The organism is Microtetraspora malaysiensis, assembly GCF_001528665.1.
In the GTDB taxonomy this organism is placed as follows: Bacteria; Actinomycetota; Actinomycetes; order Streptosporangiales; family Streptosporangiaceae; genus Microtetraspora_A; species Microtetraspora_A malaysiensis.
This window is the reverse complement of sequence record NZ_BBYJ01000047.1, coordinates 13,917-36,078: the sequence shown is the minus strand read 5'-3', so window position 1 is coordinate 36,078 and position 22,162 is coordinate 13,917. Positions and strand designations below refer to the sequence as shown.

The 22,162-nt window shown below is 68.1% G+C and carries 24 protein-coding genes; 11 read left to right on the top strand and 13 right to left on the bottom strand.

The window, feature by feature from the left end; genetic code table 11:
* On the bottom strand, positions 1-427 hold a 427-nt coding region (locus AWQ71_RS38820), incomplete at its 3' end, for a LysR family transcriptional regulator (RefSeq protein ID WP_157570857.1).
* Positions 428-548: 121 nt separating this feature from the next.
* On the opposite strand from AWQ71_RS38820, the gene AWQ71_RS38815 reads away from it, so the two are divergent.
* The 3 genes from AWQ71_RS38815 to AWQ71_RS38805 all read left to right on the top strand — a co-directional run bounded on the left by AWQ71_RS38815 (position 549) and on the right by AWQ71_RS38805 (position 2,411).
* Complete coding sequence (locus AWQ71_RS38815; protein ID WP_067144022.1) at positions 549-1,193, top strand: hemerythrin domain-containing protein; 645 nt, start codon at positions 549-551, stop codon at positions 1,191-1,193.
* A 216-nt stretch (positions 1,194-1,409) separates the two neighbouring features.
* Positions 1,410-1,823, top strand: coding sequence for a VOC family protein (locus tag AWQ71_RS38810; RefSeq protein ID WP_067144020.1), 414 nt, complete (start codon positions 1,410-1,412; stop codon positions 1,821-1,823).
* A 123-nt stretch (positions 1,824-1,946) separates the two neighbouring features.
* Positions 1,947-2,411, top strand: a complete 465-nt coding sequence (locus AWQ71_RS38805) for a YdeI/OmpD-associated family protein (protein WP_218002154.1) — start codon at positions 1,947-1,949, stop codon at positions 2,409-2,411.
* Positions 2,412-2,481: 70 nt separating this feature from the next.
* Here the strand turns inward: AWQ71_RS38805 and AWQ71_RS38800 are convergent, their stop codons facing one another.
* The 3 genes from AWQ71_RS38800 to AWQ71_RS38785 all read right to left on the bottom strand — a co-directional run bounded on the left by AWQ71_RS38800 (position 2,482) and on the right by AWQ71_RS38785 (position 8,253).
* Positions 2,482-5,622, bottom strand: a complete 3,141-nt coding sequence (locus AWQ71_RS38800) for a Tn3 family transposase (RefSeq protein ID WP_067144018.1) — start codon at positions 5,620-5,622, stop codon at positions 2,482-2,484.
* 166 nt (positions 5,623-5,788) lie between these two features.
* Positions 5,789-7,447: a pentapeptide repeat-containing protein gene (locus AWQ71_RS38795; protein ID WP_084259776.1), complete on the bottom strand. Its 1,659-nt coding sequence runs from the start codon at positions 7,445-7,447 to the stop codon at positions 5,789-5,791.
* A 386-nt stretch (positions 7,448-7,833) separates the two neighbouring features.
* On the bottom strand, positions 7,834-8,253 hold the full coding sequence (locus tag AWQ71_RS38785) for a hypothetical protein (protein WP_067144012.1): 420 nt from the start codon (positions 8,251-8,253) through the stop codon (positions 7,834-7,836).
* 394 nt (positions 8,254-8,647) lie between these two features.
* Here AWQ71_RS38785 and AWQ71_RS42425 point away from each other — a divergent pair, with 394 nt between their 5' ends.
* From AWQ71_RS42425 to AWQ71_RS38765, 4 genes are all read left to right on the top strand, one after another.
* On the top strand, positions 8,648-9,157 hold the full coding sequence (locus tag AWQ71_RS42425; RefSeq protein WP_157570856.1) for a hypothetical protein: 510 nt from the start codon (positions 8,648-8,650) through the stop codon (positions 9,155-9,157).
* A gap of 716 nt (positions 9,158-9,873) precedes the next feature.
* Entirely contained in the window at positions 9,874-10,050 is a 177-nt protein-coding gene (locus AWQ71_RS38775; RefSeq protein WP_157570855.1) for a hypothetical protein, read from the top strand.
* Between the two features lie 193 nt (positions 10,051-10,243).
* The gene (locus tag AWQ71_RS44545; RefSeq protein WP_174550796.1) at positions 10,244-11,284 is read left to right on the top strand and encodes a hypothetical protein; all 1,041 of its coding nucleotides are present in this window, start codon (positions 10,244-10,246) and stop codon (positions 11,282-11,284) included.
* 475 nt (positions 11,285-11,759) lie between these two features.
* Entirely contained in the window at positions 11,760-12,320 is a 561-nt protein-coding gene (locus tag AWQ71_RS38765; RefSeq protein ID WP_067144005.1) for a hypothetical protein, read from the top strand.
* A 280-nt stretch (positions 12,321-12,600) separates the two neighbouring features.
* Here AWQ71_RS38765 and AWQ71_RS38760 read toward each other — a convergent pair whose 3' ends face one another.
* Positions 12,601-12,966: a hypothetical protein gene (locus tag AWQ71_RS38760; RefSeq protein ID WP_067144003.1), complete on the bottom strand. Its 366-nt coding sequence runs from the start codon at positions 12,964-12,966 to the stop codon at positions 12,601-12,603.
* A gap of 256 nt (positions 12,967-13,222) precedes the next feature.
* Here AWQ71_RS38760 and AWQ71_RS38755 point away from each other — a divergent pair, with 256 nt between their 5' ends.
* The 3 genes from AWQ71_RS38755 to AWQ71_RS42420 all read left to right on the top strand — a co-directional run bounded on the left by AWQ71_RS38755 (position 13,223) and on the right by AWQ71_RS42420 (position 14,567).
* A complete protein-coding gene (locus AWQ71_RS38755) occupies positions 13,223-13,969 on the top strand; it encodes a nuclease-related domain-containing protein (protein ID WP_067144001.1) in 747 nt (248 codons plus the stop codon).
* Positions 13,970-14,103: 134 nt separating this feature from the next.
* Positions 14,104-14,397 (top strand): hypothetical protein, encoded by a 294-nt coding sequence (locus tag AWQ71_RS38750; RefSeq protein WP_067143999.1) that lies wholly within the window; start codon positions 14,104-14,106, stop codon positions 14,395-14,397.
* Positions 14,394-14,567: a hypothetical protein gene (locus tag AWQ71_RS42420; protein WP_157570854.1), complete on the top strand. Its 174-nt coding sequence runs from the start codon at positions 14,394-14,396 to the stop codon at positions 14,565-14,567. The genes AWQ71_RS38750 and AWQ71_RS42420 overlap by 4 nt, the downstream gene beginning before the upstream one ends.
* A 75-nt stretch (positions 14,568-14,642) precedes the next feature.
* On the opposite strand, the gene AWQ71_RS44200 is transcribed toward AWQ71_RS42420, so the two are convergent.
* The 3 genes from AWQ71_RS44200 to AWQ71_RS38735 form a co-directional block, all read right to left on the bottom strand.
* Positions 14,643-15,479 (bottom strand): hypothetical protein, encoded by an 837-nt coding sequence (locus AWQ71_RS44200; RefSeq protein WP_157570853.1) that lies wholly within the window; start codon positions 15,477-15,479, stop codon positions 14,643-14,645.
* A gap of 17 nt (positions 15,480-15,496) precedes the next feature.
* Positions 15,497-16,210: a ParA family protein gene (locus AWQ71_RS38740; RefSeq protein ID WP_067143995.1), complete on the bottom strand. Its 714-nt coding sequence runs from the start codon at positions 16,208-16,210 to the stop codon at positions 15,497-15,499.
* 157 nt (positions 16,211-16,367) lie between these two features.
* Positions 16,368-16,646, bottom strand: coding sequence for a hypothetical protein (locus AWQ71_RS38735; RefSeq protein ID WP_067143993.1), 279 nt, complete (start codon positions 16,644-16,646; stop codon positions 16,368-16,370).
* Between the two features lie 400 nt (positions 16,647-17,046).
* On the opposite strand from AWQ71_RS38735, the gene AWQ71_RS38730 reads away from it, so the two are divergent.
* Complete coding sequence (locus AWQ71_RS38730) at positions 17,047-17,940, top strand: methyltransferase domain-containing protein (RefSeq protein WP_084259774.1); 894 nt, start codon at positions 17,047-17,049, stop codon at positions 17,938-17,940.
* Positions 17,941-18,368: 428 nt separating this feature from the next.
* Here AWQ71_RS38730 and AWQ71_RS38725 read toward each other — a convergent pair whose 3' ends face one another.
* From AWQ71_RS38725 to AWQ71_RS38705, 5 genes are all read right to left on the bottom strand, one after another.
* A complete protein-coding gene (locus AWQ71_RS38725; protein WP_245658960.1) occupies positions 18,369-18,920 on the bottom strand; it encodes an NUDIX domain-containing protein in 552 nt (183 codons plus the stop codon).
* Positions 18,921-19,010: 90 nt separating this feature from the next.
* Positions 19,011-20,318: a hypothetical protein gene (locus AWQ71_RS42415; protein ID WP_157570852.1), complete on the bottom strand. Its 1,308-nt coding sequence runs from the start codon at positions 20,316-20,318 to the stop codon at positions 19,011-19,013.
* A 242-nt stretch (positions 20,319-20,560) separates the two neighbouring features.
* Entirely contained in the window at positions 20,561-20,776 is a 216-nt protein-coding gene (locus AWQ71_RS42410) for a hypothetical protein (RefSeq protein ID WP_157570851.1), read from the bottom strand.
* Between the two features lie 451 nt (positions 20,777-21,227).
* Complete coding sequence (locus AWQ71_RS38710; RefSeq protein WP_067143987.1) at positions 21,228-21,473, bottom strand: hypothetical protein; 246 nt, start codon at positions 21,471-21,473, stop codon at positions 21,228-21,230.
* Positions 21,470-21,793: a DUF6247 family protein gene (locus AWQ71_RS38705; RefSeq protein ID WP_067143985.1), complete on the bottom strand. Its 324-nt coding sequence runs from the start codon at positions 21,791-21,793 to the stop codon at positions 21,470-21,472. The genes AWQ71_RS38710 and AWQ71_RS38705 overlap by 4 nt, the downstream gene beginning before the upstream one ends.
* Positions 21,794-22,162: the final 369 nt, after the last annotated feature.

Here is a 22,162-nt window from a genome sequence, read left to right as displayed (position 1 = left end):
CGTCCAGGTCGCCGGAGCGGAGCCTGGCGAACGGGTCGATGAAGGGAGCGCGGCGCAGCTGCAGTTCCCAGTGCGGGTGCCGGTCGCGGAAGGCCCGCCAGTAGGGATGCAGGTCGTGGGTGTTGAAGGGCAGCATGCCCACCCGTAGCCGCGCGTTGATGCCGCGGGATGCCATCCGGGCACGTTCGAGGCTTTCGCGCAGGCCCGCGTAGACCGGGAGCAGGTCGTCACGCAACTGCTGTCCGACCGGGGTCAGGCGGACCTGGCGGCGGTTGGAGCGGTCGAACAACGGGGTTCCGATACGGCGTTCCTGCTGGCTGATCGCCTGGCTGACCCGCGCCTGGGACACGTAGAGCCGGGCGGCCGTCCGGCCGAAGTGCAGCTCCTCGGCCAGGGTCAGAAAGATCTCGATGTCCCTAAGTTCCACTTTGTTCCTATCTGAGCTATAAGCCCCAAGTTATCGGATCACGCGGAATCCCACGTTGATGCGGGCACGTCACCACTCCAGAGTGGGAGACGTCCAAAACCGCAGGTGGAAGGGGTGGCCCATGCGTAGCACGCTCGACATGACGGCGATGTACGCGATGCACGACGCGCTGCGCCGGGAAGCCGAGCACCTGGCCAAAGTCACCACCCGGGTCGGCGCCGACCCGTGCGCCGTCCTGCGCACCGCCGCCGGCTGGGAGCTGTTCAAGACCTCCCTGCACGTCCACCACACCGCCGAGGATGAGGCACTGTGGCCCGTACTGCGCCAGATCCTGGCCGACCGGCCGGCCGACCTGACGCTGCTGGAGGCGATGGAGGCAGAACACGCCGCCATCGACCAGGTCATCGAGGCGATCGATGAGGCACTGGCCGGGCCCGAGGACGGGCTGGACCGGCTCGGGGATCTCACCGATTCCCTGGTCACCGGCCTCACCGGACACCTCAGGCACGAGGAGGATCAGGCGCTTCCGCTGATTCAGGCGGCCGCCACCCAGGAGCAGTGGGCGCGCTTCGGGCAGATCCACGCCCAGCGGATCGGTTCCGCCGTACCCAGAATCCTGCCGTGGCTCCTGGACGGCGCGAGCGACCAGGCCGTCGCCGCGATGCTGGCGCAACTCACCGAACCTGCGCGCCAGGCCTACCAGCACCAGTGGCGACCCGCCTATGTGGCCCTCGACCGCTGGCATCTACGAAAGGAACGATCATGACCAGTGGTGTTGATCACCGGAGGCAACGAGGGGGTAGGCCCTTGAGGTGGCCAGCCGGCTCGGGGTGCAGGTTGGGCGATCTTCCTCGGCTCGTGTGACGAAGGCCGGGGACAGGCGGGCCCCCACCGGGGTGGCGCCCGGGCCCTGCCTGGATGCCCGGCCGGGCACATAACCACCCATGCAACCACATAACCATCTATGTATAAGGAGCAAGACATGAAGGCACACGTCAGCTCGATCCTTCTTGGCGTCCGGGACATGGACCGGGCCAAGCGGTTCTACACCGAGGGGCTCGGCTGGAAGATCCAGAGCGACTTCGGCATCTCGGTGTTCTTCGAATCGGACGGCGCCTCACCCGTCGGCTTCTACAGCCGCGAAGGCCTGGCCGCTCAGGTGGGCACGGACCAGGAAGGCAGTGGCTTCAGCGGACTGGTTCTGACCTACGTCGTCCGCAGTGAGGCGCGGGTCGATGAGATCATGGCGGAGGCCGAGAAGGCTGGCGCCACGGTCCTCAAGCCCGCCGGCGCTCTGCCGTGGGGCGGGTACGGCGGCACCTTCGCCGACCCGGACGGCTACATCTGGAGTCTGGGCTACAGCGCCCAGGGAACCGACCAGCCCTACGCGGAGTAGCCGCGATCCTTCTCTCACAGCCGTCCGGGACGGCGGGGCGCGTGCCGCTGCCGTCCCGGACGGCTGTGACCCCGCGTGCGGGAAGCGGGAGCGGCGATCGGAGCCGGGCGGGCGGGATCCGCGGTGAACCGGCAGGACGAACAGGAGAAGATCATGAAGTTTCGGGCCTACGTTGAGCCACCTGAGCCCATGCGGGGTCTGGAAGTTCCGTCCGAGGTGGTAGCAGCGCTCGGCGGGGGCGCGCGGCCGCCGGTGACGATCACAGTCAACGGGCATTCCTGGAGGAGCCGGGTCGCCCTCCTGCGCGGCCGCCACTTGCTCGGCCTCAGCAATGCCAACCGGCAGGCCGCCGGTGTCGCAATCGGCGAGGAGATCGAGGTCGAGCTGGAGCTCGACACCGAGCCGCGCGTCGTGGTCGAGCCTGCGGACTTCGCCCAGGCTCTGGACGACGACCCCGTCGCCCGCGCCGCCTACGACAACCTTGCATACAGCCACAAGCGCGAGCACGTGCGTGCAATCGAGAGTGCGAAGAAGCCCGAGACGCGCCGGCGGCGTATCGAGAAGGCCATCTCCACTCTGCGGGGCTGACCCCCGAAAGCAAGACTCCGGGCACATTCTGCTCACTCCCCGCCGCCAGGAAGCGCACCGACGCCAGGCCCTACACACCCCCGTCGCCGGCGGGCGGCTCGGGCATCGGGCCGAGTTCGCGCAGCCCCTGGTCAGGAGTGGAGGAGGCGATGGCGTAGCGGCCCAGGCAGTTGAGGTGGGCGTGGCCGAGCGGGGACAGGCGGGCGACGTCCTCGCCGGCGACCGGGATGCCCTGGGCGCGCAACTGGTCGACGATCTGCGACAGATAGCGGCTGTTCCACAGCGCGACGGCGTTGACGACTAGGCCGAGCGCGGCCAACTGGTCCTCCTGGCCTTCACGGTAGGCCTGCCGGATCTGGTTGCCGCCGTGGCAGATCTTGCGGGCCAGCCGGTGCCGGGACTCCTGCACGGTGAGCTGCTTGTTCAGCTTCCGGTGATAGGAGTCATCGATCGGGTCGAGGATCGACAGCAGGTGCAGGGTCTTGTCGATGCGGCCGTACTCGGCGAACGCCTGCCCGAGCGGGGTCGGGTTGCCGCCTCTTGAGAACATGCGCAGCAGGTCGTAGGCGCGGACCTGGTTGGTCACCAGCGACCCGGCGACGCGGACCATGTCCGACCACTGCGTGTGGACCTTCTTGCTGTTGATCTTGTTGCGGGCGATCGCCTCCAGCGGCCCGTAGTCGCCCGGGGTGTCGCTGCCGGGAACCTCAGCACGCCAGAACCGCTGGTCGCCCAGGTCGGCGAAGCGGGGCGCGAACCGATAGCCGAGCATGGAGAAGATCCCGAACACCGTGTCCGAGTCGGAGGCCTGATCGGTTGTGACCAACTCGGGCTTGGGCCCGGCGTCGATGTTGATCAGGCAGTCCAGGATGTAGAGGGAGTCGCGCGGGGTGCCGGGCACCACCAACTGCCCGATGCCCATCACCTGGTCGTTGACGGCGTTGAGCAGGGTGAGACCGCGTTTGTAGCCGAAGTACTTCGGTGAGGGCCCGGCGTTGATCGTCTGGACCGGGACGACGAACCGCAGCCCGTCCACCGAGGCCAGCAGCCCGCCGCCCCACGAGGCGACGATCGGGATGCCCCGCTGGTGCTCGATCAGGATCGCGTTGGCCGCGGCGTGAGTGTCGGCCCGCACATAGTTCTGGTCGACGTGCGACAGCCGGCCACGGGTGAGTGCCTTGTCCCCGTCCTTGATCACCGGAACCAGGCCGACGTTGCAGGCCTCGGCGACCAGCAGCGCCACCAGCGAGCGCGGCAGGTCGCGCATCCGGGTGGAGATGTCGGCCAGGTGCACGTAGGCGTCCAGGAACCCGGTCCAGGAGTGCACCTCCAGCAGCAGTTCGGGCAGGTCGATGCGCGGCAGCATCGCCTGACACGCTCCCCGCAGCCAGGCCAGGGACGCCGGCTCGCCGACCGTGCCGAGCTTGTCCACCGACAACCGGGCCCGCCCGTCGGCCGGTGTCACCACCCGGACCCGGGCGTCCTCGCCGGCCTCTTCCAACCGGGCGGCCATCTGCTTCCACGCCGCATCCAGCGCCAGCAGCTTGCCGTCCAGGTGCTCCTGCACCGGGTCGGTCAGCGACAGCGAGGCCAGCACGTCCGGCCGGACCGCCTCCCACACCCGGCCGTCCAGCAGGTGCGAGCGAGGGTCGGCCCACCGCAGCGACGGGGTAGCGAACACATCCCGCACCGACAGCGCCCGCAACAGCGCCTCGAGCACGCACACCACATAGGCGTCTCGGTCCACGGCGCCCTGCGGAAGATCCTTATTGGAGTACACCGCCCGTTTCCACGCCGGTGTCACCAGCGAGACGTCGATCTCCCCCGGCAGCAGCGGCTTGCGTGACACCTGCCGGCGTGCCAGCTCCGGCAGCCGCCGCACCGCGGCCAGCACCCGCACCCCACCGGCCGCCGCGCCCAGCGACCTCGACTCGCCCAGCAACTTCAGGAACGGCCGGACGGTGTTGTACTTGTCGACCAGCGCCGAGCGCATCGCGGCCTCGGCGGCGCCGTCATCGTCCGGGACAAGTTCCTCCACCGACTCCAGCGCCGCCAGGACCTGCTGTTTGGTCGCGCCGGCCTCCTGCGCGACCGCCGCCCACAACGCCGCCGGGTCCAGATCGGCGTTGGTCTCGGCGACCAGGTCGAGTTGTTCCACCAGTACCCGGCCCGCCCGCGACAGCACCCTGGAGGCCTTCTCCAACCTGGGCAGCATCGCCAACCGGTCAGTCCCCGACTTGCGCCGCGCCGGGTTGATCATCCGGGTGGTCATCAGCAGCGCGAACAAGTCGACTGCGTCGTCGATGGCCTCGGCCTCCAGGCTGCGGGTCACCGCCACCAGCGTCGCCGTACGCCGCGGCTCGTCCAGACGTGCCAACAGCGGCGCCTTGCTGCCCGCCCCGTACCGCGCGAGGGTCTTCATCCGCCGTACCGGCACCTTGGACACCCGCACCCGGCCCAGCTCGAAGGCGGCCAGGTCATCGACCCGCTTGAGCGCCCGCACCAGCTCTGGGCCCGACTGCCGCTTCGGTGCCTGCCGGAGGCGCTCCAGCTCGGACAACCGCGCCCCCTCCGGCACCTCCAGCAACCCCACCAGCGCCCGCGGCAGACCCGAATCCGCGCGAGCCGCCTGCCGGGCCACCGTGCCGTACAGGCGCTCATCCGCCTGCTCCCGAACACCGCCGACCAGCCGCTCCAGCACCGTCACCCCCGGCAACAGCACCCGATGCCGCCGCAGCCACGCCACAGCCTGATCGAACAGCGCCGTCGGCCCCTCCGCATGTGTCCACGCCCGACCATGCAGGAACGTCAAGAACCCCTTCGCCAGAACCCGCCCCTCCCAGCAGCTCCGGTCCTCGAACACGCGGTAGCCATAGGCGTCACGGATCATCCACGCGTGCTCATACCCCGTCTTCGGCCGTTCCCCATACCTCTTGACCTGCGACGGATCCCCGATCCCCAACTGCTCGGCCAGATAGTCCACCACCGGCCACGGCACGCCGAGAGGGTCCTCCAGGAACAAGCCCTTATACCGCACCGTCCCGATCTGCACCGCCACCCCAAGGCGATGCGAATCCTGCCGCGACTGCGCGATCACGTTCCGGTCGAACGCGTCCAAGAAGAAGAACTTCTCCAGATCCGCCAGCAACGGCAGCTCGCCGAACGTCCCGTAGGCGGCCCTCTGCTCCTCAGACAAGAAATCCGCTGGCATAACACCGCAACCTAAAGACCAGCCAGCACCAGACACCACGAAAGCCGCAACTCGTAACGAGACCTACATCCCCACGTCCCAACCATGATCATTCTCAGCGCCAACGGCTGTCCGCAAGTTCCTCAACCCCGTGCTCGGTGCCCTCTTCGGCCGATTGGGCGACGGCCTAGGGGAGGGGCCGGGATGGCAGCTGGAGCCCAGGAGCCTGGGCGGGAAGATCGATAGGGGGATGGGACCAGTCGGATACACCGTGGAACGAGACCCGGCCGCCGGAGAACTTCGCACCGTCGAACGAGACCTCGCCGCCGGAGAACCACGCATGGGAGAACCAGACCGTGCCGGCGGAGAACTCCGCGCCGGTGAACGCGACCTTGCCGCCGGAGAGCTTCGCGCCGTCGAACGAGACCAGGCCGCCGGAGAACTCCACACCGTCGAACGCGACCCGGCCGGCGGAGAACTCCGCGCGGTCGAACGCGACCTTGCCGCCGGAGAACTTCACACCGCCGAACCAGACCGTGCCGCCGGAGAACTTCGCAAGGCTGAACGAGACCTCGCCGTCGGAGAACTCCGCGTCGGTGAACACGACCCGGCCGCCGGAGAACTCCGCCTGGACGAACAAGACCTGGCCGCCGGAGAACTTTGCACCGCTGAACCAGACCGTGCCGCCGGAGAACTTTGCACCGCTGAACGAGACCTCGCCGTCGGAGAACTTCGCAAGGTTGAACGAGACCTCGCCGTCGGAGAACTCCGCAAGGCCGAACAAGACCTGGCCGCCGGAGAACTTCACACCGCCGAACCCGACCTCGCCGCCGGAGAACTTCACACCGCCGAACCAGACCGTGCCGCCGGAGAACTCCACACCGGCGAACGCGACCCGGCCGGCGGAGAACTCCGCGTGATTGAACGCGACCCGGCTGCCGGAGAACTCCGCGCCGCCGAACCCGACCTCGCCGCCGGAGAACTTCGCGCCGGTAAACGAGACCTCGCCGGCGGAGAACTTCACACCGCCGAACGAGGCCGTGCCGCCGGAGAACTCCGCGCGATCGAACGAGACCTCGCCGCCGGAGAACTCCGCGTCGGCGAACGCGACCCGGCCGCCGGAGAACTTCGCGCCGGCGAACACGACCCGGCCGCCGGAGAACTCCGCATTGGTGAAGTCGGCGCCGTTGTCGAAGACGACCCCGGTGAAGTCCAGGTCGTGGCCGTGCCAGGGAGTGGGTGCGTTGCGGTGCAGGTGGGCGGCGATGAGACGGATGATCGTGGCGCGTACCTCGCGCATCGCGCGCCAGGACCCATGTGCGCCGGGGTCGTGCTCGGCGTCGGGTTCCGGTTCGGGCGGCATGCGCAGGTAGGCGCACAGCACGTCGATGCACATCTGGCGGCCGCCGGGCCAGTCGTCGGCGAGGGCGGCCAGAGCGTGGATGCCGGCCAGGCGGACCGCGGGGGCGTCGGAGCCGAGCTGGTTGGCAGCGGTGGTGAAGCGTTCGGCGTACAGCTTGGTGTGCTCGCGGGCCTCCCCAGCTTCGGCGAGGCGCTGTCTGCGGTAGGCGACGACCAGGGCGACGACGCCGCCGACGCCGGCGACCACGGCCAGGGAGATCTTGACGACCTCCAGCAGGTCGGTGACGCCGAGGTTGCCGTGGGGGAGGTCGGGCGAGCCGAGCCCGACCAGGGTAAGCACGATCAGCCCGGCGGCCGCGGCGGCGGCCAGGACGAGGGTGAGGCCCAGGGCGAGGCCGAACGGAACCAGGGGCACGGGCTGGCGCAGGCGGCGCCGGGAGAGCGGGCGCGTCAGACGCGGAAGTCGGCGGGGGAGGCGCGGCATGCCTGCCACGATGCCGGGCCGGTGCGGTGGCCGAGAAGAAGATCGGGAAGCCGTTGGCAGATCGTGTTCCCGGGCCCCGGCAGGTCCCCGGAAGGCGGTTCACAAGGGCGCAGGGTCACTTGCGAGAACCAGACTTCCCGCAAGCTACCAATAGGTAGAGCGGCGCTCTGGGCCGGAGTCGGCCTAAGCCACCGGACCCGCTACTAGCTCTCGCAGCGCCCTCCCAGCAGGGAGGCCCACGGGGTCCGATAAGAAGGAGTGGGTCTCGTGGGCGGATCGCGGGGAACAGACAGCGGCGAGCAGGACCTCCTGCGCCGGCTGAAGCGGAATCTTGGCCTCACCGAGGTAGGCAGCCGCGATGCGGGAGTCGATCTCGGTGAGTGGACTCACTCTTTCGTTTTCAGCCCTGCCGAAGTGATCATTCGTCCGAGTTCATCAGCCAAGCGTGCGCGCTGCTCAGGGGTACAGCCCTTGGGCACACGAAAGATCAGGCGTTCTCCCGCATCGGTCTGGATGTCAGCAATGTCCCACCCGATCCACTGAGCGATGGCCATCGCCTTCACGCTGTCCGGATCCCGGCCGAGTCCTACCGCAAGGGCGTCCAGGCGCCAGCTATCAGGCATTCGGGGCACACGGCCGTTCAGCACGTCGGTTATCCACTGGGCGGTGAGGTTCTGGCCCGTGGTCGGGCTCACGGACTGCAACGCGAGCGTGCGGATGCTGAGGCCCACGTCCCTGATGTGGTCGCGGATGAAGTCGCTCAGGGGAGTAGGAGGCCGATCGGCAACGACGCGTCGCAGCGGCATTTAGTTGTCAGCTCCTCGAAATCTCTTCGTCGTGATCGTGACCATCATGCCCGCTAGATCCTGACGACAGGGAGCAATCCTCTGCAAGCCTTGGCAGCAACCTCGTCAGCAAGATGACCGGTAAAGCACGCCTCTGTCGCAACCTCGACGACTCTGCGAGTCATGTCGGGTGAATGGGTTCGGCTTCCCGCCCTTTGCCCGCGATCGCCCCCTATACCCCGCGCGGGAGGCCCGGCATGGCTGGCCGCTCGATGCGCGCTCGGGCGAAGAACTGCGCTCTTCGGCACGCAGAGGCCCAGGCAGGTGTGATCTGCTCGACGAACGCGCGGGCCTGGCGGGCGGCCATGGCCCGCGGTCACTTTCCGAACGAGCAGGCTGCGCTCAGCGCGGCCACATGGCGATCCAAGTTGGCGAAACCACCTGCGCCAACCTCACATTTCCCTGCCCCGCAGATCGCCGATTCGGCGCCATCGCGGCGTTCGGCGATCAGGGAGCACAGCGGGCTGCCAGGGCTATGCCTGGGCAGCCCTCAAATCATCCGCCGGATGAAGTCGCGGGTAACCGAAGTGCCCGCTTCACTCAGGAAACTAGCCATATCTTCGGACATAAGACTCTTTTCTACCCCGATAGTGATCTCTTTCGGCGCGATCTCAACCACCGTGAGCTCATGCCCGAGGTCTCCGGTCCGTCGAACGCGTATGCGGACCGCAGGGACCGGGAGCGTCTCTTCAACGGGCTGGAGCAGGCCGAGTATTTGAGACATGCCGACCTCGGCGAGGGGATCCTCCAACTCCGGGGCGAACTGCGCCTCATCGACATAGGCGAGGATCCGAGGCCCCGGAAACGTGCGGCTGATCAGTCCTGGGCAGCCACATGGCAATGGCGTGCGACGGAACTCTATTGACGGCTGTAACGGCGATGACACGGATAACCCACCGCGTCCTTTCTGTGCCAATATGTCCGCTTGTATGTGACTGGCAGGCTCAGATGCGGACAGCCTGGCGCGTTCCAACAGCAACGGCGATGGTGTATCGGGAAATTACGATTTACGTTTCACCCATCTCTACCCCACCTGCACCGAAATGATCACTCGTGTGCGGTTTTGGCGGGTGGTGCATGTGACCTCGCCCGGCTTTCGGGGCGCCGGCATAAGTTGCGGGACGCGTCGCAGGCGATCCCGGCAGTGGCCGCGGGGTGATCAGCGATCTGACGCCGGATGCCGATCCGCTGGTCGCGCCGCGATCCGACCGGTGCCGCACTCCGCCACACGTCGCGACGGCATTTGGTTGCCGGCTCTGGACTCTGTCCGTCGTGATCGCGGCCCGTCATGCCCACCGGATCCTGATAACAGAGAGCAATCTTCTGCGAAACCCGGTGCGGGTTTGTCAGCAAGATGGCCGGACAAAGGATCCCCCGCCCTTAGACGCGTATGCAGAATCTTTCGGTTCCACGTGCATCCGAGTATCTGCTGTGGTTACAGTGCCACCTGCAGTCGAACTGTCAGCGGAATCTGATGACGCACTACTCCATCGGAGATGGTTGGCTATGGCGGGAAAGCCGCAGATGCACCTGCGGAGCGTGGCGCTCTTACGCGCCGTGATGTTGGGACACAATCGCAGCATGGCCGAGTTTGCTCGCCACGCGGACCTCACCAGGCAGTGCATCGACGGCCTACTCAAGCGAGGCACGTGCCGCCGCACCACGGCGGATGCCATCGCGGCAGCGGCGGGAGTGCAGACTCTCGACCTGTTCAACCCGCGAATGTCATCAAAATCTGCTGACATCAGAGATCTGTGATCTCGGAGTGCGTTTTCGACTAAGGATTCGTATCCCTTTGCCCCTCGGAGGGGGTTCTTACCCGAAGTCCGATTCGCGCTATTCGACTGAACTGCACATTCCGCCGCGCCGTTCTCAGACGCGGCTCCTGGGATGCGCCCTCAGCACCACCGGTAAGAGCGCATTCCGCAAACCTCACGAAAGGAATCGTCTCTTGACGATGAAGAAAGCCCTCGCCATCGGCGTCTTCGCAGCCTCCGCCGTGATCGCATCTGCGACACTGGCTACCGAGGCCGCAAACGCGGCGAGCATCACCACACAGACGGCCAGCAGCTCCAGTACAGCGGGGCCCGGCTACACCACGCCCAGGGGGGACGTGGTGGCCGTCCGGACCGTCAAGACGACCGTGGAGAGTCACGAGTACATCCTGGACGGCCGCTCGTACACGCTGCCCAGCTGCCAGTACATCATGAACGGCGGGGTGTACGTCTCGCCCTCCTGCGGATCGAGCTACAGCCAGCCGGTCTACCTCCGGAACAACCGCACGTACCGTCTGCCCGGCACCTGGCAGCGCCAGACCATCGCCGGCATGCCCGGTGGCTGGTACGGCCTCCCGGGTTACACGCTCGGCCAGAGCGTTCACCAGTACGTCCTGGACGGCCGCTCGTACACGCTGCCCAGCTGCCAGTACATCGTGAACGGTGGGGTGTACGTCTCGCCCTCCTGCGGATCGAGCTACAGCCAGCCGGTCTACATCCTGAACGGCCGCACGTTCCCTCTGCCCGGCTCCTGGTGCAACCAGACCGTGGCGGGTCTCCCCGGTGGCTGGTACGGCCTTCCCGGGCGCGGGTTCGGGTTCGGCGAGAACTGGGTCGGGTTCGGCCGTAACTGGGGTGGCTTCGGCCGTAACTGGGGTGGCTTCGGCCACAACTGGGGCGGGCCCGGCAGCGGCTGGGGCGACCACGGCCACGGTGGCTGGGGCGACCGCGACCGCGACCGCGACCACGGCGGCTGGGGCGACCACGGCGGCTGGGGCGACCACGGCGGCCACAGCGGTCCGGGTACCGGCGGTCCCGGCACCGGCGGTCCCGGCACCGGCGGTCCCGGCACCGGCGGTCCCGGCACCGGCGGTCCCGGCACCGGCGGTCCCGGCACTGGCGGTCCCGGCACTGGCGGTCCCGGCACTGGCGGTCCTGGCCATGGCGGTCCCGGCACCGGCGGTCCTGGCCATGGCGGCTGGGGTGGCCAGCGCTAACTGGTGATTGCGGAGCCCAGAACACGGGCGGCATCACCACAACAGCCTCGGCGGGCACCGCACGACCGCCGAGAACGAGAGACGCGAAGGCGCTGGTGAGCGTCTCTCGTCCAGATCGCGGCAGCAGGGGTCGATCCCGGTGCCCCGGCTGATCGTTCCCATCTCGCGCCTCGCACCTGGGGAATTGGTGCGGATGGGAACACACCGCGATAGAGCGGCTGCGATGGGAGACATCGCAGCCGCTCTCCTCTCATGTCTTGCCTGTAGAGCCCGTACAGAAGCATCGGCCTTGTCACACGTGATGCTGATGTCGACGTTCGACAGGCAGATGTGCCATCTGTAAGGGCAGTTCGTGGCGGGTAACGGCACCTCGGCGTGAGTACGGAAAGACCCGCTGGCGCTTGACCGTCCTCGACGGCAGGGGCCGCGATAGCGCCCGGCGCCGGGTTCCGAACCTGCGACGAATGGAATCACGATGACTTCGTTGGACTGGTGGGTCATGGGGACACTGTTAGGCGTGCTCACCGCGTCGGCTTGGCCGCCATGGCGGCAGGCCATTCTCGGCCTCGAGGAGCCGGGCATCAACAGCCCGGCCGGAGCCGGATGTGACGAAAAGGCAGAGGTATACGCGTTCACCGGCATCTATGCCGGGAGATCCGCCACAGTGACGATGACTGCCAGCTGGGACCAGATCACCATGTACGCCGCGAAGCGCTCCACGGATATGGACATCCTCTACGTCTGCGTGTCGCAAGGCATCCAAAGGTGGTACTGGCAGTACGGCTATATGACTGATGCTCCGGTCGAGGCGAGGGAACGCGGGCTGTCAGCCCACTGCCAGCCGCAACTGGCGCGGTCGGCGCTAACCGATGACGTCGCTGTTAGTTGGTGGCCACCTATCCGCGGATTTCCGGACACCGGCGACAACACCGCAGTCTCGTCGGGACCGCGTCACCGCCGGCAGCGAGAGACGCGGAGGCGCTGGTGGACCGTTCTCCGCCAGTTCGGTGGGGGCTGTTTCCGAGAACCCGGCTGATCGTTAGCGGGCTGCTCAGGAGCAGGCACCTAACGCGCAGCTCCCGCGCGGCAACCTCTAAGGGCTACCTACGTGGGAAGTCCCCCACTTGGATTCGAGTGGAGCAGTGACCGAAACGGCCAGTTCGAGGAGGTCCACGACCTGGTGTGCCGAACTGGCGCACCACGTGGCCCGGGAGCATGCTGCTGACCTGATCGGGGGGGTTCTCGATGCCGGGCGCCGAAGGCGATCGGCGCCGATCGCCCCGACCCCTTACGGCGGGCACCGAAGTGGGCGATCGTCACGGCATGTACCAGTCGCGGCCTTGTGGCTCCCAGGCATCGGCGCTGAGCCTGATCCGCACCCGGGCGTCGCGATGCGCGCGGGCGTACTCGAGTTCACTCGGCTCGTAGACGTCGGCCAAGTCGACGCCGTCCATCAGCGCGCGGGCCGCGCTCTGCTGCTCGGTGGTCAGCGGCCTTCCCGGCATGATGCCGACCTCGGCAAGGCCCTCGCCGATCCATATCAGCGGCCGCGCCAGCGACGGGTCATGCAGGTGGACCGTGGTGCCGTTGGCCAGCCGGTAGGTGTGATGCGGTCGCAGCCGCTCCCGGCGGCGAGCCGGTAGTCCACCTGTTCCTCGGGCGGACCGCGCACGGTCACCCACGCCACCGCCCGGCCGCCTCCTTCCACGCCCGCGGGGGCAGCGATCTTGCCCCTCGTATCGGAGAAACCTTGATGCCTCGCCTTTGGATTTTCCTGATCTTGGATAGCGGCGGGTCCTGCGGACAGGCAAGCGGACGGGCCGGTCGCCCGCTCTTGGGGCACCGTCCGGGGGCAGTGCGGAGGGACAAGGGCGGGCCTTCGGTGATCACGGAGCGTATGGTTTCGATCACCGAATCGCGTTTCGTGGAGGTGGCCTGTTGACCGCTCACACTCCCGGCACCGGTTCGGCCGGCGCCTCCGCTCAGGCGCACTACCGCGCACAGCTCGCCCGCACCCGGTCCCGGCGATGGACGGCACGGGCCGCCATCGCGGCGGCCGCCGGCGGCGCGGGGACGTGGGTACTCGGCTGGCGGGCAGGGCTCGCGGCGGCGGCGGTCGCCGCGGCCGCCGACGCGGTCCACCGCTGGCGTAGCCATTCGAGCGTGACGGCTTGGCGTAAGGGCGCGGCGGGGGAGCGCGCGACCGCGCGCCTGCTGCGCCGCCTGGAGCGCGCCGGCTACACGGTGCTGCATGACCGGGCGCTGCCCGCGAGCCGGGCCAACGTCGACCACCTGGTGATCGGACCGGCCGGGGTGTTCGTGGTCGATTCCAAGAAGTGGGATCGCCGTACCCGGATCAGCGGGGTCCGCGGCCGGATCTGGATCGGCAAGCGACCCGCCGGGCCGGTCGTCACGCCCGTGCTTTTCGAGGCGCGAGCGGTCGGTACGACGCTGACCCGAGCCACCGGCCGCCGGGTCGACGTCATCCCGGTGGTGGCCGTGCACGGCGCTCAGATGCCCCAATGGGGCGCGCTGGCTGTGGACGGGGTCACTCTGCTGCGGGCCCGGCGCGTGCCCGGATGGATCCTGCGGCACGGCCGGCAGCTCGACGTCGACACAGTCGGCCTGCTGGCGGCCGCCGCTGCCTCCGCGTTGCCACCGGCGGCCGGGGGACCAGACAAGTGACCAGATATCTCGGGCCGTGCGCTGCCTTAAAGGGGTGCGACCCGCTCCTCGACGGCCGCCGCGCCCTGGTGGGTTTCGCGTACGACGTCCGTCAGGCGGGACCGTAGATCGGCCAGGGCTGCCTCGGAACAGGTGTGACCGAGCACGAGCAGCTCGACGACATCCGCGTTGGCAAGGCGATCTTGAAACGCGGACTGGTAGCAAGATCAACTAGGCCAGCAGCGGGAGACGAGGCCGACTCCGCCGAACACCTGCCCTCGGTATCGGCCGTCGTCGAGGTCGGGTACGCCGCGGTGGTGCGGATCGGCATCAACGATGAGCAGCTCGTCAACCAGGACACGGAACGCCTCGGCGGGAAGGCCCGGGATCTGCGAGCTGGCCGCAGCGTGGAAGTTGATTCGGTAGTTCACGCGCCGCGGCTCGCGTGATCGGCGACCAGCTCGGCACCCAGGTGGATCGGCTGATCCGAGCATGGCCGCTCGCCGAGTGTTTGACACCAATTGGTGTCAAGATCATCAATGGGGCGCAGATTCGGGAGCTGCTACCCCTGGCCGATCAGCACGGCCAGGACGTGATCACGCGGGCTGAGCAAGGCTGAGCGCATCCCAGAATGCAACGACCCGGGCCCGGGAGGATCCTCCCGGGCCCGAGTCGTTGCAACCCTCTGCGCCTACTACTGCAGTCCCTGCTCTACTTCGTCGGCCAGCTCGCGCAGCTCGGCCGCAAGCTTGCGAGCGTCGTCGGGATGCTCGACGGCAGCACTGACGGCACCCTGGCGGACCCGTCGTAGCGCAGTACGGACACGGCCAGCCTCGACAGACCACAACTCAGCCGGCGTCGTCGGCGAGGAGTCTGGCGGCGCGATCTCCCCAGCGAGGTAGGCACGGATCTGGGCAACAGCCTCAGCGTGCCCAAACCGATCGGGCGGGAGGATAGCCACGACACCCTTAAGAAGAGCTGCGGTGACCCTCACCCCGCCAGCCTCGGCGACCGTCCGATAGACGGTTACCGCGGCGTCCTGGCCGTGCTGATCGGCCAGGGGTAGCAGCTCCCGAATCTGCGCCTCATTGATGATCTTGACACCAATTGGTGTCAAACGCTCGGCGAGCGGCCATGCTCGGATCAGCCGATCCGCCTGGGTGCGCGTCATCTCCCACCGCTCCCCCACGTACGCCTCGAACGTGGGGTGAGTCGTCCGGTACAGGCGTGCGTCGCGAATCACCTGCAGAGCCTTGCCTGCGGCCCAGAAGGCCACACGGAGAGTGTCGATCGCGGATTCGCAGGCTGCGAGGTCGTCGCGTTCGGCGACGGTTAGTTCTCCGATGTTGGCGGTCTCGTACGGCGCGGGCACGGCTTCAGGCCCGGCGGGGCCGGCGTCGGTTCCGTGAGATGGCTCAACAGCGGACTCAGGGCCTTCTTCCTCTGACAAACTCCACGGCGGGGACGCGTCGCCGAGTTCATCTCGCCGGGCGATCAGGTCGTCGAACCCCTTGCGCTTGTTCTTGGTCATGGATTCACCTGCCATGGTCACGGGCGGGCTCCGGCGATCCGGCCGATGTTCAGCAGCAGTTCTGTGTGAACGGCGGCGATATCCTCGCGAACCTTAGGGGCGTACCGCTCGTTCCATCGGGTGATGGGGACGCCCGCCTTGAGGCTGTTGGGCCAGGCCCGGTACAGCCGGACGAACGACTGAAAGTGCGGGATCTGCTGGTCTTCGAGCGTCTTCCAAGCGTCGAGCACGTGGTCAGCTCCGACCTGCGGATTGGCCTTGGTCACGACGACGGCGTACGGGATGCCCAGCTCGGCGACCCGGCGTGCGGTCCGCAGGGTCGGCAGGATCGACTCGGGCTCGTGGTCGTAAGGGATCAGTACGAACGTGGAGGCCCGCACGATCTGCGAGAGAATCTCGCGGCCCTCCAGGCTGCCGGGGCAGTCGATGAACACAGTGTCGTACTGGCGCATCCGCCGTACGTCGGCGACTCGGTTCGGGTCCAGTTCGTGGACGACGTCGTAGCCGGGGGAGTTCATGACGCTGGTCAGGTCGTAGGCGTTGGCCTGCGGGTCGATGTCCCAGACGAATGCTCGGCCGTTCGCCTTGGCAGTGTGCGCAGCCAGTGACAGTGTGAGCATCGTCTTGCCCACCCCGCCCTTCTGGTTAGCGATGGTGATCAGATAGCTGTCGGTGCGGCGTGCAGTCGCCGCGCCATGAGCGCCGCTCGAAGCGGTGGCATCGATGGTCATGGGCGTCACGGTCTCACAAGATCGGCATGCTTCGGTATTGCGACGCTCAGGCGCGTCATGTGGCTTGTGATGCCGAGGTCCCGACGTGGGAGAGGGCTGTGGCGTCGATCCCCCTGCCCAGTGCGGATGGGATGCGAAGGAAGGAGATCGTGAGACCTCAGCCGTTCCCGTGAGGCTCCTCAGGCGGTCCGGCCGGCGGGCTGTCAGACAGCCGGAACCCCGACGCCTCGCGCAGCCTGTCCTTCAGCGTCTTCTCTACTGGGCGCAGGCGCTTCTGGACAGCCTCTGCCTTCTCAGACGAGCGCGACACCTTGTTGATTTCCTGAAGCGCGTACGTGGCCTCGGAGAGGTGGCCCTGGTCGATCATCCATCTGATGAGGCTGTCGACGCAGGCTTTGCGGGCAAGATCAACATGTACTGGGGTCACGATCCGCATGATCGGAATCCAGATCGCGCCGGGGAATCGATCGGAGCACGAGCGAGCGAGAGCGCTGTTACCCTTCGCGCCCGATCAACCGGGGCCGCCGAACAGTGAAACCGCGCGAGCGCTCACCCCTATACAGATCACCCACTCTTCATCGTGACGCCCGCGGTATGCGAGCCTGACCGCTCGCCTCGCACCGGGCTCACCAGGCGACCGCACTGCGGGCTGTGTTACCCCTTGAGACTGGGGCCGGGCCCGCGCTCCTCGACGGCCGGCGCACGCCTCCGGGGCTTCTCGCCCTCGCTGAGGTGCTGGCGGCATCTCCCAGCCGGGCCCCGCGCGTCGCTGGCTATGTGAGAATCCCTCTCCCGTCGTCGTGGCGCTGGTGGTCTGGGGAGGTGACCATGTAGTGATGACCTCCTCGCCCCGCCCGCCGCACGTCGGTGGCCGACCGGATCCGATAGGCGGGACTACCGCGCTCGGTCGAGAGCCCGCTCCCGCCCGTGGGTACCTGCTGGACAACGCGCGCGCCGAGGCGGGCGAGCGATTCGTTTGGCTGGCCGAGCTGTTCGACGGTGTGACGCGGAGGCACTTCGATCGACTGGGGGTCAGGGTTGGCTCGCGCTGCTGGGAGGTGGGGGCCGGCGGCCGCAGTATCCCGGAGGCGCTCGCGGCGGCCGTCGGTCCGACCGGGCACGTGCTGGCCACGGACATCGACCCGTCGTGGCTGAAGGCAGGCGGCGGGTACGAGGTGCGCCGGCACGACGTCGCCGCTGATCCGCCCCCGGAGCAGGGGACGTTCGATCTGGTGCACGCCCGGCTCGTGCTGGTCCATGTACCCGACCGGGCCCGAGCGTTGGCCACGATGACGGCGGCGCTGCGGCCCGGCGGCTGGCTGCTGGTCGAGGACGCCGATACCGCTCTGCAGCCACTGGCATGCCTGGACGACAGCGGCCCGGCGCAGCGGCGGGCCAACCGGCTGCGCGACGCGGTCCGGGAGCTGCTAACGCGCCGCGGCGCGGACCTGCGCTACGGCCGGACACTGCCGCGGGCATTGCGTGAGGCCGGCTTGGTAGATGTCGCCGCGGCGGGCTCTTTCCCGGTCGGCGGGCTGGCCTGCGACCGGCTGGAGGCGGCGACCATCCGGCACGTGCGCGGCGAGCTGCTCGCGGCCGGCCTGGCCGACGACGCCGAGATCGACGCGCACTTGGCCGCCATCCACGCGGGCAAACTCGACCTGACACTCGCGCCGCTGATCTCGGCCTGGGGACGCCGTCCAGCCGAGCACCTGCCGGCACTCGGTTAGGTGCGGATCCAGGCGTTGTCCGACCTGCCCACAGCGCTGTTCGTCGAGGAGATTTTCGGGCCGCAGGAGTAGCCCCCTACGGGCCCTCCGCTCCCGAAGCTGTCCCCCGCCCCAAAGTAGGTTCTGATGCGGTGCCCACGGCGGCCCGGGCGCGCCACGCCTTCGTCCGGCACCTGCCCAAGCAGTAGACCGCGTCCCGGCGATGACGCACTCCGGCCCAGACCACCCGGCGGCAGACCGGGCAGTGCGCCCACGCATCCACTCGATCCCGCCAGTTGGCCGGCGAGGTCTCAAGCCACGCCGACGCTGCCTCCGAGATCACCGTTCGCCCCCACACAAGAAATCATCGACTACACAGTGACGTTCACCGGGCCCCGGTGGTGTCCGGATCTGCCGATGAGCGCGCACCCCTGGCTTCCGGAGCGACGTCACGTGACGAGCACGGCGGTGAGCATCGAGAGATACGACTCGTGGGCGAGACGCAGGCTGTCAAGGTCGGACGTCTCGAACCACGCCACAGCGTCGTGCTCGTCCGGCGCGGCGTTGACGGGTGTTCCGGTCCACCTGTCGATCAACCAGATCTGCATGTCGAACGTCGCGGTCCGGATCTCATGCATCGGCGGGCTGGACGGCTCCGATGCCGTGATTCCCAACTCCTCCCGAAGCTCGCGGACAAGGCTCTCTTTCGGATCCTCCCCCTCCTCAACGTGACCGCCCGGCAGGTCCCACACGTCGGGATACCAACGGCGTCCGGCGCTTCGATGACACAGCAACACCCGATCGCCGTCGCGAAGAACGGCCGTCACAATCCGGACGGAGTCGTCAGCGGAGATCGTCATCCGCACATTCTGACCCATGCAGATCTGAGTTCGGTCAACTTGGCCTACGTGAAAGAAGAGATCATCATCCTCTGACCTGCTGGAAGGGTCCGACAACCCTAGATAACGACGGATCTGATCCTGCAGCCGCACCCCCGGCATCACCACCAGGCAAGATCGTTCCCGGCGGGCCCCTCCCCCGTCCTGGAGCCTGCCCCGTCGGCGAGGCGGGCTCTTGGCCTTTCGGGCTGTTCACCGCCCGCGCGGGCGTCCCTCGTCGTCGTGGTCCTGGTGCTGCCCATGCTGAGCGGCTCGGGCGAACGCCGCAGCGTTGGCTAGCCACGCACGCTCGTCCCAACCGGCGCCCGTACGGCTCGGGGTCGGCTCGCTGAGCGTCGCGGCGAACACTTCCTCGGGCTCGGCGACCGACCGTGGCGGGGCCGTGGTGCTGCTCCGACTGTCGGTTCTGTCCCGTCCATCTCGGGCAGCGGTCCTCGCTCGGGCTTCCTCCAGCGCGCGTCGAACCGCGTGTCGGCTGGTCGTAGTGGCTTCGTGCTGCGCGACCACCGCGGCGGCCCGGGCCGCCATCCCTGCGGCGTAGCCCTGGCCGTCCTCGTCGGCGGGGACCTCGGCCCGGCGGCGGAGCGTGGCGAGGGTGCGGCCGATGCGGAAGCGTACGACCCGGGCCAGGTCGGCGGCCGATCCGGTCTGCTCGGTGAGCAGCTCGACGACCTCGGATTTGGGCAAGCGGCGCAGCAGCAGAGCGACCAATCGCCCGATTTCGGCGGCTTCGGCGTCGGTGAGCCCGCGGCCTCGGCCTCGCTGAGCTGCCCACAGTGGCCCGCAGATCTGTACTAAGTAAAGTCCGGCGGCTGTTTCTTCGTCGCTGATCCCCCGATACGGGGTGCGGTGCGGCCGTGGCAGGCTCGGCCGGTCTGGTCGCTGAGGGGAGGGGGGAGAGCCCTCTCGCGTATAAGGAGACGTGTGAAGTCGTCCACAACCACCTGCGGTGTAGCGTGCGGGCCCGGTGGTCGAGCCTTGCCGGATCACCTCACACTCAGCGAGCAGAGCGTCGGCCTGCGCTCGGGTGATGGTGCCCTTAGCTCGGCTGGCGGCGGGGTCGATCTCGTCTCGTACGGCCCTGGCCAGCGTGCGCGGCAGCTCAGCGGGCAACTCGGCGGGCACGCTGAGGACGTAGCGGGCACGCCGGCCTGGAGCGGGAGCGGCGGTCTGCCGTACCAAGCCCAGGGGCCGCAGTCGGCCGAAGTCGGCCCAGGCGATACGGACGCTGACCCGGTGGCGGGTGGCGTAGGACTCCATGACGGCCTGCATGTCAGCCAGGCGGCCGCGCTCGTCCGCCCAGTGGGTCAGGTGCCGAACCATCCGCCAGGCGCATTCGTCGGCGAGGCCGCCGCGCCATCGCAGCAGCGCCGCCAGGCGAAACCATGTCCGGCGCGGCATGGCCGGCAGATGCTCGGCGCCCTCGTAGTAGGGCGTACGCGGGCGAGACGGGGCATCGTTCTTCTCGGCTTCCCGCACGCTGCCCCGTCGCAGCGACACGCCCAAATTCGGACATGCTGGGCTAGCCGGACGACCATCGGCTATCGTGGTCTCCGTCTCTGGTGATGACCTCGCCAGGCACGACGAAGCCCGCCGGCTGGTAACCGGCCCTTTGTTCGCTGCTTGGTAAGGGCAGCAAGTGAAGATTTGGGCGAGATGTCCGCCGGGTGTGGTGCCCAGGTGAGGCGGACTTCTCTGAAGTCGTAGGCAGCGCCCCGGTTGGTAACCGGGGCCCTACGTATTTATGCGGTCATCTCTAGAGCGGTCTCCTTCTGCGGTCCCGTGATGTGCGGGTCGAGCTCATCGATCAGTTCTTCAAACAGCATGCTGAGCGAGATCTGGCGCAGAGCCGCGAGCCGCTCGTACCGCTCCTTGACGTGAGCGGGAACCTTGGTTTGCAGCGGCACTGTGCCGCCGGTCCCCTGTGACCGCTTGCGTCTCCCTGGTTTCCCAGCCATGGAGGAGATCATGGCGTATTTGCAAGATCTATGCATTCAGTTACGCGGCGTGTCGCCGAAGAACTTTTGACTTCCGCGAGATGTAGAAGGAACGCCGTACTGGGTACGGCGCCTCACGGCCACGTGCAAACACTCCGCGCAGCCGGGTGGTGACCCCGGCCCCTAAGACGAGGCGGTGATTCGCCCCGAGGCCAGGGCGTCAGTTGGGGTCGGGAAGCGCGGCCCGGTGGGCGGTGTACGGCTGGACGTGCCAGAGGCCAGGGACCGGCGACCAAACAGGGACCGGCCGGGCGAGAGCTTCGATGTAGTCGGCGGCCAGACGCTGCGCCTTCTCCGGGATGCGGGGCTCATTGAGTCGGTGCAGGGGCGGGGCACGTTCGTCAAAGAGTCCGCAGATGATGGGCTACCCGCGGGCGAGGGTGGCCAGGCGTAGCCCTGCGGAGTGCGGCGGTCAGCCTGCCCAGGTGATCGCGTACACATGCACGACCTTGGCGGCATCGTCGATCAGGTAGGAGACCAGGCCGACCGCGCCGAACACCTGCTCGCGGTATCTGGGATCGTCGGGATCGGGGAAGCCGCGGTGGTGGGGGTCGGCGCCGACGATGAGTAGTTCGTCGACCAGGGCGCGAAATGCCTCAGCGGGAAGCCCCGGAATCTGTGAGGAAGCCGACGCGTGGAAGTTGACCGCGTAGTTCACGCGCTGCGGCTCGTGCGCTCGGCGACCAGCTCGGCCCATCCGGGAATGACATCCTCGGCGGGGGTGCCGGGCAGACCGGCCGCGACATCGGCGCGGGCCTGGTCGTAGCCGGGCTGGGAGTAGGTCAGCGAGCGCAGGTGCCAGAGGTTGAGCACCTCGGCGAGGTGCTTCCATCGCCACGTCTCGTGAGCCGCCGCGATCATCGCTTCCCGGTAGTCGGCGAGGAAACGGGCGCGGTAGCGCTCGGGTAGACGGGAGAGGATCTCGTCGGGATCGTGGCCGGCCCCGGCGCCGTGGGGCTCGATGGGCTGAGCTGACACGGTTGCCTCCCTGCCTCGTGGTCATGTGCGCCTTTAGGGTACTCCGGGCCGGTTGCCCCGCTCGGTGTCCATGCTTCGGCGCTGAGACGGGCATCGAGGCGCAGCGCGACCGCATGAGGCATGTCGGCCCGGCGCTTCCATCGGGCACCGCATAGGCAGACGACGGACCGGCCCCCGGTCGGCCCATCGTCGACCAGTGGCACTGCGACCTCGTGCGGGCACTCGTCCGGGATCACGAGGGCCGACCGTAGCCGGGTGCAGCGGTCGACGCGGGCCACACGGCGGTATTCGGCGGATTAGTCCGAGCGTGGGCCCGTCACTGGCCAAGGAATGCGTGGCAGGTGGGCTGTTGGAAGGGCTGGAACCCGC